The organism is Proteiniphilum sp. LBM24028 (genome assembly GCF_056629195.1).
Genome location: NZ_CM152817.1, coordinates 2,475,080 through 2,488,078, shown reverse-complemented (window position 1 = coordinate 2,488,078; position 12,999 = coordinate 2,475,080). Strand labels below are relative to the sequence as shown.

General features: G+C 45.3%; 10 protein-coding genes. 1 reads left to right on the top strand and 9 read right to left on the bottom strand.

Annotated features, from left to right (window positions below; all coding sequences use genetic code 11):
* Nucleotides 1-200: 200 nt before the first annotated feature.
* The 6 genes from AC1HCU_RS09955 to trmB all read right to left on the bottom strand — a co-directional run bounded on the left by AC1HCU_RS09955 (nt 201) and on the right by trmB (nt 7,913).
* A complete protein-coding gene (locus AC1HCU_RS09955) occupies nt 201-1,913 on the bottom strand; it encodes a TonB-dependent receptor (protein WP_480365601.1) in 1,713 nt (570 codons plus the stop codon).
* Between the two features lie 60 nt (nt 1,914-1,973).
* Complete coding sequence (locus AC1HCU_RS09950; RefSeq protein ID WP_480365599.1) at nt 1,974-4,961, bottom strand: tetratricopeptide repeat protein; 2,988 nt, start codon at nt 4,959-4,961, stop codon at nt 1,974-1,976.
* A gap of 37 nt (nt 4,962-4,998) precedes the next feature.
* Nucleotides 4,999-5,538 (bottom strand): NUDIX domain-containing protein, encoded by a 540-nt coding sequence (locus tag AC1HCU_RS09945; protein WP_480365597.1) that lies wholly within the window; start codon nt 5,536-5,538, stop codon nt 4,999-5,001.
* Nucleotides 5,539-5,647: 109 nt separating this feature from the next.
* Entirely contained in the window at nt 5,648-6,757 is a 1,110-nt protein-coding gene (locus tag AC1HCU_RS09940) for an Mrp/NBP35 family ATP-binding protein (RefSeq protein WP_480365595.1), read from the bottom strand.
* A gap of 31 nt (nt 6,758-6,788) precedes the next feature.
* Entirely contained in the window at nt 6,789-7,136 is a 348-nt protein-coding gene (locus tag AC1HCU_RS09935; protein ID WP_480365593.1) for a four helix bundle protein, read from the bottom strand.
* Nucleotides 7,137-7,175: 39 nt separating this feature from the next.
* Nucleotides 7,176-7,913 carry a tRNA (guanosine(46)-N7)-methyltransferase TrmB gene (gene trmB / locus AC1HCU_RS09930; protein WP_480365591.1) on the bottom strand — a complete coding sequence of 246 codons (738 nt, stop codon included), beginning with the start codon at nt 7,911-7,913 and terminating at the stop codon, nt 7,176-7,178.
* A gap of 408 nt (nt 7,914-8,321) precedes the next feature.
* Between trmB and gdhA the strand changes: the two genes are divergently transcribed.
* Entirely contained in the window at nt 8,322-9,659 is a 1,338-nt protein-coding gene (gene gdhA / locus AC1HCU_RS09925; RefSeq protein ID WP_480365590.1) for an NADP-specific glutamate dehydrogenase, read from the top strand.
* 89 nt (nt 9,660-9,748) lie between these two features.
* On the opposite strand, the gene AC1HCU_RS09920 is transcribed toward gdhA, so the two are convergent.
* The 3 genes from AC1HCU_RS09920 to AC1HCU_RS09910 form a co-directional block, all read right to left on the bottom strand.
* Nucleotides 9,749-10,783 (bottom strand): MBL fold metallo-hydrolase, encoded by a 1,035-nt coding sequence (locus AC1HCU_RS09920; RefSeq protein ID WP_480365587.1) that lies wholly within the window; start codon nt 10,781-10,783, stop codon nt 9,749-9,751.
* A 118-nt stretch (nt 10,784-10,901) separates the two neighbouring features.
* Nucleotides 10,902-11,612, bottom strand: coding sequence for a DUF4998 domain-containing protein (locus AC1HCU_RS09915; protein WP_480365585.1), 711 nt, complete (start codon nt 11,610-11,612; stop codon nt 10,902-10,904).
* 14 nt (nt 11,613-11,626) lie between these two features.
* On the bottom strand, nt 11,627-12,988 hold the full coding sequence (locus AC1HCU_RS09910) for a DUF5126 domain-containing protein (protein WP_480365583.1): 1,362 nt from the start codon (nt 12,986-12,988) through the stop codon (nt 11,627-11,629).
* Between the last annotated feature and the right edge of the window lie 11 nt (nt 12,989-12,999).

Below are 12,999 nucleotides of genomic sequence, written 5' to 3'. Positions count from 1 at the left end.
CATACTTCCCTGTGCTTTTTTTTGCTGATCCCTTGCGGAGCGTCTTTTTTTTCTTGCCCATATGTGAATAAAATCGCTGTTTTGCTGCCCGAACCTTTCAGAGGTTCGCCGCAAAATTACACAAAACCATTGGAAACAAGAAGGAAGAAGTATTAAAAATAGTTTCCTTCTCAATTTTACAAAATCCGCACATGGCGCCTTTAAAATTTAAACGAGAAACCTCCCGAAGCATTCAGACCCTGAGCCGGATGTCCGTACCATATATCGTATTTATGTGACAACAGATTATTCACCCGTATACTCAGCGAGAAAGCATCACTTATTTCATAGACGCCTCCCAGGTTCAGATCGTTGATGGCATCCATTTCCCGTTCAATGCCCTGGTAATAACTCCACCGGTCTCCCGCCATGTAATAATTGAGTGTAAATTTCAGACTTTGTATTATATCCAGGGAAGCACGCAAATCGACTTCAAACCCCGGCTGGTTATATGCCCTGGGATTTGTGACATCCACATCGCCAATGGTCATGTTGGTTACATCATAGAAATTCTTTTTTAGCCGGAGTGAAATATCCAATGGGGACCATATGTTCGACTGGATTATTCCACCGATGTGTGAATGAGTAAGATCACCGTAAACAGGGTACAAAACTTCTCTGAAGTTTCCCGGGATATCTCCCCCCATCACTTCCTGACCGTGGTGAATAAGAAAATGCGCATCATCTGTTTTCCGGAAACCGGCAAACAGGTCGATGCGGAATCCATTGGCTTCACCTATTTTTACGCCGCCATCGATATCCACGATTGAGAAAGCCGGTTTTACAGAAGCATCATGCAGGAAGTATCGCGATTCATTCATCATATCCAGGAAGGTGTTGTGTTGGAATCCGCCGTGAATATTGGCATAAAGCGATGTCTTATCGGTCAGCCCCAGATGCAGTTTCACATTCGGAACCACACGTACCCTTATCTTATCGGCATCCTGAAAGAGCACATCCACACCCAGGCGGGCACTTCGGTTTAATCCTCCAAAGAGGACGTAGGGGGCGGCATTGATCAGAAAATAGTTATCAAAGTCATTTCTGTACACGGTGGTGAACAAGCTTCCATCTACCCCTGCCTTGGTGTTGATATTCCTGAAAGGCTTGTCGAATCCGGCAGTCACGTTCAACTGGTTGCCCTTGATGGGGTCACCATTGAGATCGTAGCCGAATTTGGTGGAAAAATTACTGAAATCGAGCGATCCCCTGTAGTTCAGTCGGTCCGATTCTTTCGAGGCCAGACCCAGGTGCGCATTGAACACGCCCAGGCGTTGTTTTTCATTTTCGAAATAGCGTTCATTTTCAAAGCTGTTCCCATAATAATTGAAGCCGGAGTTCAGGTATGAGAGGTGCATGTTAAGCAGTATGGCGTCGGCATCGTGTTTGTAGGCCAGCTTTCCCAGGTTATCCATGAAGTATGCTGTGTTTCCTGCAGGGTTCGAATCCTCCTGCAGGTAGTTTATATCCCCGTTGGTGGAGTTGTGCAGGAAAGTAAATGCCAGGTTATGCTTCGGCTGGTCTACCAGACGATATCCGAAGGCGCCGTCGATGTTGGCATAATTACCGGCATGAAAAGAGAGATACCCTTTTTTAAGGTTGAACGGAATATCCGTCATGATGCCTGCGGGGCGGGGCAAAGCAATCTCCAGCGGCGGGGTAATCCGTCCCGCCCAGGTGGAATAGTTGGTGTTGGCCTTTTGTACCGACGGCTCCCGCAGTGCGGGGAGTGAGTTGATCTTATCGGCATCGAGCAGCGTGGGGTTGAAATCACGCTCCAGTTCAAGCTGTCTGCGCAACAGCGAGTCCTGCGTTTGGGCAAATAAACCGGCTGAAAGTGCCAGGATTACCATTATAATATATATCTTCTTCATACAGTTTATGTTCACTATTTGGTTCACTTTATTCTCGTTATTCGGCTTCGCGGTTGTTTTTTAGCGGAGACGTTCATTGATCATTTGCTGGATGTCGGCTTCACCGCCTTTATAATTGTTTTTCAGACTTTCCAGATACTGGCGGGCCTGAAATTCATCGCCTTTCGCCTGGTAAGTATCAGAGAGTACGATGAGTGCACGGGCCATCCAGTACTGATGGGGTGTTCCCTTTTGCATAAACTCTTTCACCTGTGCTTCGGCCCGGTCATAGGATTTCCACCGGTAATAGGTGTCTGCCAGAATAAACTGCGCTTCTGCGCCATAAATGCTGCGGGTATCATTTGCCAGAAACTGAAAATCTGCCATTGCATTGTCGTTCTCGTTCACCTTCTGATAAGCCTTGCCGCGCAGGTACCTGGCTTCGGTCACCGTTTCCGGAGACAGGTTGCTGCCTGCCAGTAATTCCGTGGCTGCTCTTGCTGCTTCATGATTACCTCCCAGAGCCGTTTGCGTACGTGCCACACCCAGTTGTCCATTCTGTTTGTTTGCAATATTTCTGGCTGAGGAGGCCAGCCGTGAATAGTCGGCCAGTGCCTGTCGGTAGTTCCCGTTTTTATACTCCACCCTTGCCGTATAAAGAAGTGCATTGTCGAGGAACTTCACATTGCTTGCATCAATCACCTTCCGGTAATGAGACAGAGCCTGTTGTTCATCTTTTTTCTCCTCGGCAATCATGCCCAGATAATAATGTGCGTCACTGCTGTAGGCACCGTTGGGATAAGTCTGCAGGTAACGGTTCATCGACGAGGCGGCATCGGCACGGTTTCCTCGCATAAAGACACTTTCGGCAGCCAGGTAGGTAAGTGAATCCTGACGCGATACCGTAATACGCATGCCGCCGGGAAGCGCGTTTGCGTAATTCACATAGGACTGCACGTCATTCATGTCGCGATAAACGGTCTCCAGGGAAGCCAGCGCATTCCGTGCATCATCCGATCCGGGGAAGCGGGAGATCACATTTTTATAGGCGGCAATGCTCTGCTGGTAATTACCTGTATTGTAATACAACTGGCCCAGCTGCACGCCACCCTGTGAAGCCAATACGCTTCCCGGAAATTCGTTTACGAGCCGCTGTAATACTGTAATGGCTTCATTTTCACGGTTAAGCATGGTGAGAGCCCTGCTTTTTTCGTAGAGTGCGTCATCGAAATACTGTGAGTTGGGGTATTGCCGCATCAGGTTGTCGAGTGCGGTTATTTTACCCTGATAGTTATGTTGCAGTCCCATCACGAAAGCGCGTTGATAGGCAGCATAGTCGGCAGCGCCCGGATTCACAGCGGCAGCCTGGGAGTAATAACGTTCTGCTTCATCAAAGCTGCGGTTGAAGTAATAGCTGTCGCCCACACGATTAAGTGCATCGGCATATTCGTTTTTTCTACGGTCGGTTTCTGTAGAAAGGTAACGCTCAAAGGCCGTCACAGCCTGTCCGTACTGTTGTTGTTTAAAGAGCGCGTATCCGAGGTTGTACCATCCGGTGGCATAATTCTCATCACCAGGGGCTGCGTTTTGTGTAAACTGACGTAAGTCGTTTGCGGCATTGATGTAATTTCCCATTCGGTACCATGATTCCCCACGCCAGTAGTACGCATTGTTGCGAGCCTTGGCATCGTAGTTTCCCATACCGATACTGTTGTTAAAATATTGCACTGCTTCGTTCATATTCCCGTTGATGAATTCCTGTGCTCCCAACTGAAAGAGTACCATCTGCTTGGCTTCAAGGATGCGCCGACCGGGATTATTGATCCGGTCAATGGCTTTCAGGGCTGCCTGATAATCTTTGGTGGTAAGAAACGTCTCCGCGAGGATATCATTAACCTGATTGGTATAGGGGGAATTGGGATATTCCCGGAGGAAATTTTCGAAGAGGTTGATCGATTCACTAAACACTGAGAAGTTGGTCTGATGTGCCAGCAGTGCGTAGTTAAACATGGCTGTTTCCCTGACTTGAGGATTGAAGTTGTTTCTGGTAGCCGCTTCGAAAGCCATCTGGGCCGGCTGTTTCTGGTTGAGTTTCAGATAAGTTTGTCCCAGTTGAAGTTGTGCATTCTGAGTGAGCGCATCCGCTTCTCCCACGGCTTGCTGAAACATGGCTGCCGCTTCGTTGAATTTGCCTGTCTCGAAATAAGACAATCCCAGAAAATAGGCATCGCCGCGCAGCGGCTTCTCTACGTGCGTAAGATAGTACTCGTAATATGGAATTGCCCGTGAAGGCTCTCCCAGACGATAGTGGCTGTTACCGAGCACCCTGTTCATTTCTGTGAGGTGATTGCTCTGTGGAAATCGTGTCAGAAATGAACCTGCGAGACGGATCGCTTCATCCGGTTTTCCATCAAAAAAAGCTGCCTGAGCCGTGTAAAAAGCCACCTCCTCCTGATATTGGGGATGATTCTTCAGACGCTGGAACCGTTGTAGCGCGGCCTGGTAGTTTTTATTTGAATAGTCGATGTATCCCAGATAGAAATTACCTGCATCCCGGTATTTGCTGCTATTTTGTGAGAGCAACCCGAAGTAGCGGGCAGCCTCCTCTTTATTGTCCAGCTGCAATTCGGTATAACCTGCCCGGAAGCTGTAATCTTCCTGTTCTGAAAGAGTCAGGTAGTCAAGATCGGATTGGTTGAACCACATCCTTGCAGATTCCCATTCCTTTCGGTCGAAATAGAATGAACCAACCAGAAAGCTTATTTCATGGCGATGTACTGTTTCCGGATGTGCTGCAAGAAAATATTTCAATTCTCCACCGCTTTTTTCATGGCCACGGTGGAATGATGACACTGCCATCATGTAAGCAGCCTCTTCTTTCAGCATTGCATCGGAGCTCACCTTTATAAATTCAGCCAGGAGATCCTGTGCGCCGGTATAGTTTCCTTCAAGAAACATCTCTTTGCCGAGATTATACATATTTTCATGCCCGGAATGGTATGTGGTTTTCTGGGCAGGTAAAATCTGTGTGAAAAGGGTAAGGGTAAACAGTAAGATGATTTTCTTCATATTCTGGATTTTTATGATTTCTCCGTAATTGAATTTTTTACGGTCTCTTTTTTTGTTTTAGTTCCGGGAGTAATTTTTCCACTCCCTGTCTGATCGACGTAAGCCCGAAGTCTGCCGGAGAGAGTTTGTCCGGAGGAGTGAACTGCAGTTCCGATACATCGTCATGAGGGTGTAATCCTTGAAAATCATCGACAAGGCAGCGAAAAAACATATCCACGGTATGGACTTCAAAGCCCGAATATACATAAATATTCGGAATGGAGAAAAGATATTCGGACGAAGTAACACGAAGGGTTGTTTCTTCCACGACTTCCCTGCGGATTGCCTCTTCGGCTGTCTCATGCATGTCGACGAAACCGCCGGGAAGGTCGAGGGTTCCCTTTGCCGGATCCTTTGCCCTGCGGGCGACCAGAATTTCGCCTTTTGCATTTTCAATCACAGCCACCACGGCAGCAGAGGAATTGAAGTAGTAGACAAAGCCGCATGCGACACACTTCTTCGATTTTTCATTGTTTTCCTCGAACTGCGAAGAACCACACTTCGGGCAGAACCGAAACTGATGCAGGGGATGAGCCATGAGATTAATTTGCTGATGAATTGATTTGCTGATGTGCAACTATGCCTTTTTGTTGATACGCAGCTGTGCAGTTGTGCAGTTGTGTTATTCCTGCTAAGCTGCTAATTAGTTAGTGCTTCTGTACTTCCACGATTTTTGTCCCGGGAAGCTCCCGGTTACGTTTATCGACGGCTGATACCAGATTATCAGCAAGTGCGGCAAATGCCATGCCGGTGATGCTGTCGGCATTCAGTGCTACGGGGCGACCGTCGTCGCCTCCTTCCCGGATGCTCTGCACAATGGGTATCTGTCCCAGCAGGGCATATCCCTGTTCTTCGGCCAACCGCTTGCAACCATCTCTTCCGAAAATATAATACCTGTTCTCCGGCAACTCGGCAGGAGTGAACCAGGCCATGTTTTCCACCAGTCCCAGAATAGGCACGTTTACCTTGTCGGCTGTGAACATGCTGATACCCTTTCGAGCATCGGCCAGCGCCACTTCCTGGGGGGTACTCACAATCACTGCACCCGTGATAGGCAGCGTTTGTACCAGTGTGAGATGGATATCGCTTGTGCCGGGAGGGAAGTCGATGAGGAAATAATCCAGTTCACCCCAGTGGGCATCCCCGATAAGTTGCTTCAGAGCGTTACTGGCCATGGCGCCACGCCAGACCACCGCATCCGATTTGTTGACAAAGAAGCCGATGGAGAGCATCTTCACCCCATAATTCTCGATAGGGACCATCATGTCGCGCCCATCAACCTGTTCCATCATCGGCCCCTGATCTTCCACGTCGAACATCTTGGGCACGGAAGGGCCGAAAATGTCGGCATCCAGCAGGCCTACCTTATATCCCTTTTGTGCCAATGCCACGGCCAGATTGGCACAGACAGTGCTTTTCCCTACGCCTCCCTTCCCGGATGCGACAGCGACGATGTTCTTCACTCCGGGCAGAAGGTCGGGCAGGTCGGCGCGGGGAGACTGTTTCGACTTCACCGAGATATTGCCTTTGATGTCGATATCCGTGCCGGCATAAGTCAGGACTGCCTGTTCTGCCATCTTCACAACCGATTTGATGAAAGGGTCGTGTGCCTTTTCGGTAACGAGCGAGAAACTCACTTTCATACCATCAATGCGGATGTCGTCGGCTACCATGCCGGCAGAGACGATGTCCTGTCCTGTTCCGGGGTAACGTACATTTTTCAGTGCATCGATAATTAATTGGGGATATATTGCCATATAATGATTTTTTGATTTGCTGATTTAGAGATTAGCAGATTTTTTTTCTTGTTGAAGAAATGATCTTTGCCAGTAATTTTTTGATGCTGATTATTTTTGTTAATAGTTCATCTGTCAAAGGATAATTTTCGGATTTTTCGCATAATAAAAGCCAGTATTCCGTTTCTTCGGCCTCTTTTGCAGCGATTTTAATTTTGTGTAAGAAATCTGTGATGCTCTCAGCATTTTGTGCTTCGCGAATATTGGCTCCTATAGATGTCCCTGATTTTAATAGCTGGTTTGCAATAATGAATTTTTTGCTTTCCTCTAATTTTTCACAAAAAGAAATAATTTGCAGAGCGAAATCAAAACTAACTTCCACTATCTCATTTCTATTCATAATCATCACATCATTAAATCGTCACATCATTTAATCACTTTAAATTCTTGCATTTCTGCCAAAGCTACGATAGTCGTCCTTTTCTATTTCAATGTCGGGCTCAATCCATCGCCGTTCACCGGAACAGATGAATTTGATAAACTTGATAGATAAACCTCTTTCCCGCCATTGTTGTTCATAGAATGTTTGGATTTCGAGGATATCATCCCGGAGGCCTGAATTGTACAGGTCATCAGTCTCGAAAAGGACTTTCAGTTTGTTTTCCGCGATCATTGCACGGGTATAGATATATAAAAAATTACTGTCTGTCTTCAGGTGAACGATGCCATCATCGTGGATGATTTCACTGTATTTTTTCATAAAGTAAGTACCCGTAAGCCGTTTGTTTACTTTTTTCATCTGGGGGTCGGGAAAGGTGATCCATATCTCCGATACTTCATTTTCTGCAAAGAAGTATTGAATAAAGTCGATGTTCGTGCGGATAAAGGCTACATTTTCCAGCTTCTCCTCCAGTGCCTGCGTGGCACCTTTCCACATGCGTGCACCCTTGATGTCGACCCCGATAAAGTTCTTTCCAGGAAACTTGCGTGCCATCCCCACCGTATACTCCCCTTTGCCGCATCCCAGTTCCAACACGATGGGGTTGTTGTTATGAAAATAAGTATTCCATCTCCCTTTCAAGGGAAAACCCTCCTGCTTCAATGTGTCGAAAGCATACTGAAACACGTTTTCATAGGTTGCCATATCGGCAAATTTGGCCAGTTTATTTTTTGCCATGAAATAATGATTCGATAAAGATGACCATTTTTACATCACGGTGAATCCGTGAAGAATCTTTTCGGTTGTGTCCAGCACGACCGCGGGAACTCTGATGCAAAAATAGACATTAAAAAGGTAAAAAACGAAATTTTTCACTGCTCACATTTACCGTAACTTCGGAACAACGTAATTGCTATAATGGATTTCAATTCGCTCCGGTCAATCTCCTTTCGGTTAAACCTCAGGGCTGAGGACACTGTTTTTTTCATTTTTACACTATCAATATTCCAATTTATTCTATATCTTTGTCGGTCTAGAGGTAAAATAACCTTTTTACATGAACTGAAATTATCAATCCATATTTCACTATTGATGATTTAAAGCGAGTTTCTTGCGACCTTAATGAAACTAATAAAATATTATCGTATGAAAGTGAATGACATAATGACACAGCTTGAGGCAAAACATCCCGGCGAATCGGAATACCTGCAGGCAGTGAGAGAGGTACTAATTTCCATTGAAGATGTGTATAACCAGCATCCTGAATTTGAGAAAGCGGGCATTATTGAACGTATTGTTGAACCCGATCGTATATTTACCTTTCGGGTACCCTGGGTAGACGACAGGGGCAAGGTCCAGGTTAACATCGGTTATCGCGTACAGTTTAATGGTGCCATCGGGCCCTACAAGGGCGGTATTCGTTTCCATCCATCCGTCACACTTTCTTCCCTGAAATTTCTGGGTTTCGAGCAGACCTTTAAAAACGCACTCACAACACTTCCCATGGGGGGGGCAAAAGGCGGATCTGATTTTGCGCCTAAAGGCCGTTCCCAGGCAGAGATTATGCGTTTCTGCCAGGCTTTCGTATTGGAGCTTTGGCGCAACATCGGTCCCGATACCGATGTTCCGGCCGGTGATATTGGTGTGGGTGGCCGTGAAGTGGGTTACATGTTTGGCATGTACAAGAAGCTTGCCCGCGAACATACCGGCACTTTCACCGGGAAAGGACTCACATTTGGAGGCTCACGCCTCCGTCCCGAGGCCACCGGCTTCGGCGCGCTCTATTTCGTACAGAAGATGTGTGACGAGTACCATATCATGCTAAGAGGAAAAACCGTTGCTGTTTCCGGCTTTGGAAACGTTGCCTGGGGTGCGGTCACCAAAGCCACCGAACTGGGTGCCAAAGTGGTGGCAATCTCCGGCCCCGATGGATACATATATGATGAAGATGGCGTAAATACGCCCGAAAAGATAGCCTTTATGCTGGAACTCCGCAATTCGGGCAATGATGTGGTGGCTCCCTATGCCGATGAATTTCCCCGATCCAGATTCATTCCCGGAAGGAAACCCTGGGAATGCAAGGTGGATATCGCTTTGCCTTGTGCTATCCAGAACGAACTGAATCTGGAGGATGCCAAAACATTGAAGAAAAACGGGGTGATTCTGGTAGCTGAAGTTTCCAATATGGGTTGTACCTCAGATGCTGTAGACTTCTTCATAGAAAATGAGATGCTTTTTGCACCGGGTAAGGCTGTGAATGCTGGCGGTGTGGCATGTTCCGGACTGGAGATGACGCAGAACGCCATGCATATCTCCTGGAGTAACGAGGAAGTAGACCGCTGGCTCCATCAGATCATGAATGACATCCACGAACAGTGTGTAACCTACGGAAAGAACGGTGAATACATCAACTACGTGAAAGGAGCCAACATTGCCGGCTTCATGAAAGTGGCCGATGCCATGATGGCGCAGGGTGTGTTATGAAAAGGTATTGCTATATGTGCATAATTTTAGAGATTGTCGCAAATTTTGCGACAATCTCTAAAATTTGAAGAATCTATTTTTAAATCTATTCAATATAATTTCCCATTTTCCCATCTCATTTTTTCACCCCAGAAAGGGAGGATGGTGTTTTCACAATTTACATTTGGCAGATGTTCCAATGTTTTGGTTATCGAAGCCTGCCCATGTGGATAGGGTTCATGTCTTAATTCAATCAGATGTGATAACACTGCGTAGTCCGGTTTTACCTGACCTTTCCCGCTGCCCAGGATATTGTTTTCTCGTGGTGCTCCCCATCTGAGGATAACCATGTTTACCTCTCCCGCAATATTGGTGAAATGTTTTGGGTTAAATCCCGAGTCACCGCAGTGAAGTATAGAGAAATTCCCGGAATCATCCCCTCCCTCAATTCGGAAAAGAGTGACAAAGTCTGGCAAATCAGGGTTGGCCAGATGATCCGAAATGTCGGTGCGGATGGAAAAATTGCCAATCTTATAAGATGTGGCTACTGTAGAAACATATTCCTGACTTCCCTTGTGGAAATTTGATAACACCGGTTTATCATGATTGATCATCGCTTCAATCAATTTGTTATTGTAGTGATCTCCGTGGTTATGGGTAATACAGAGGAAGTCAAGATAGGGTTCCAACCGTTCTGCCAAACGATGATCAATGTCGATGCCGAAACAGCCGGAGGGCGTTTTTACCACAAACCCCATGTTATACAACATCCAGACGAGTGTGTTTCCATATTGCACTTCGCTGTTTTTTACCTCGTGAAGTACCTTGTCGAATCCTTCCCGATAGAAGTACAGTGTGGGGATTGTATCTTCCATCATCACAGCTTCCTCTTCCGGTTTCTTCAGATACTCCTTGAAAGTAGTGCTCTTTAATTGATCCGAATATTCCTGAAATTTTCTCCATAGCATTAATCTTTCACTATCCAGATTTAACGGAGATGTGTTACGGAATTGAGACATTGTCATTGCTGCCTCACGGACAGCCTCATTGCGTCTGTTATTTCTTTTGCTCTCACTGTAAAGCCCTTTCTGGCAAGATACACTAATAATGATGAAGAGTAGCAGCGCTATATTTGTTTTTCTCATGATGAATTGCTTTGTAATAATAATGTATGCAATCTCCTTTTAATAAAAAATGGTCCCTTCCGTGAAACATGAATTTCAGTGTTGAACCAGAACCTGTTTATCAGGAAGGGACTCAATTTTAGAGAGGTGGAATGGTTGATTCCAGATATTCAACAACCTCCAGGGTATCGATATCCGTGTCGGAGATGTGATACCTCGTTTTGGTTCTTACTACACCACCCGGTTTTGCATCGGTAAGTGGATAGCTGTTGTCTGAAACAAAAACTTCTTCCGTAAAACCACCACTGTTTTTTTCATAACTGAGCAGATTCCCGACTGCTCCAACCCTAGGTTCAAAAATGATATTTTTGTTACCGGTTGAAAAGCTGATCTGTGCGTTAATCAAGGTGGAGACATAGTTTAGGCCGTATATGTAGGCGCTGCCATTTACAATTAACGATCTGTTGCCGAATAGATCTACATTCTGACCTCTGATCTCCAGGTTTCCCTGAATACCCTCTTCCGGCTGAATATTGATAATTGCGTAATAACAGTTCAGATCATTGTCGAAGTTTTCTTTATTGTATTCAATCCTTACGGAATCTTTTAATCCTTCCGAGTTGTTCCAGCTCAAAATACAGTATGAACGGTTTACGTCTTCTGCAGGATAAATGTTTGCCCTGAATCGGTAATAGCCCGACTGGGTATGTAGTTCATTTATTTTTGCAGCATAAATGATAGGCCCATCCTTGATATATTGATTCAATAAGTCGTTGGCATTGTCACAACTGACCAGAAAGAGGAAGCTGATTACCGCAACTTTGAAAAAATATTGCTTTATCTTTTTCATATTGATTTATTTAACTAGTAATACTGTTGAATATCTCCGTACATCTCGAACTCATTGATCGTGTAGAAAGTCGTTTCTTGCACATATGATTCCATCAGCTGAAGGCGCATATAGCGGAAGGTCGCGGTTGTATTTGCTGCAGGGTTCACATTGTCTTCGCTGATTGAATACTCTTGTTTTAAATTGAAATATTCAATTTCTTCCTGAGTTAAATTATCCCTTTTTGCCGGTTCTCTTCCCACATACTCTCCAATCAAAGTCCAATTACCCGGGAATTTCGACCACCTTTCGCTGTTATCATCGTTGGTACCCCAAATACGGAAACGTTTCACACTTGAACGCGTATAGGTATAACCTAAACCAGTTCTAGGAAAAATTTTCACTCTACTAATGCGGGTTTCCATGTTCAAGTCAAAAGTGACAAACACATCATGCACCAAGGAGCGAGTGGAGGGATCAGGATTTGTGAGATTTCGCATGAATTTATAGGCCAAGAAAAGATTGCCTGTTTTAACACCATTGAACATGGTTTGCGGGGCAAAAGAGGTAGAATGAGCATTCCCATCATTTTGAATTCCTGTAGCTGGATTGATGGCATACGTATCATAGTCCCTGACTCCACCGTAATAGGTGGGGTTAAAATATGTAACTGCTTTTACACGACTGTATTCGATCAATTCCTCCTTGTAGGGTTTCAATACAGAAATCAATGTATCCGTTCTGTTACCCCATTTATCGGATACGATAAAACCAAACTTTTGTTCTTTTGCGGGATATTGCCGAACATAGGCGAATGTTTTCAACGAGTCGCTCGAGTAGATCGCTTTACTTAAATCTTCCGCTAGTGAAGCAACACCCTTTTGTAGGGTATCCTCTGCTAGAACATGAATTATAAAAGGATTAGCATGTGTATTTTGCCATTCCACCTTGATACCTCCAAACGCAGGTTCAACTTTCATGGTCTGGAGTGCAATTTCAACGGGGGAAATAAGTGGTGCAGCTTTCACAACCGTGATATCCGATTCATTTCCGCTACTATCGATGCAGACCAGTTGCACAGTCATTTCCTCTGTGCCGATAAAACCTTCGACCAATATTGAAGAACTGTATCTGGAGACCTTGAACTCCATTTCTTTACCATGTTTGTTGGTGTAGGTTGCAACTACCTGAGCAATGTTGGGATTCCCTTTGGGAAGTGTGAAATGGATTTCCAGAGCACCCGATTTCGGTATTACCTCCCTGACACTGATTTTGTCCGGTTTTTCCGAACTGGTCTTTATTTGCTCTATGCCCATATAGGAATCAGTGCATGCAATCATCAACAGGGAACAGATGATTGCCAATAGTAAAAGATATTTATTTATCATCATTTTCATAAATTTGCTTG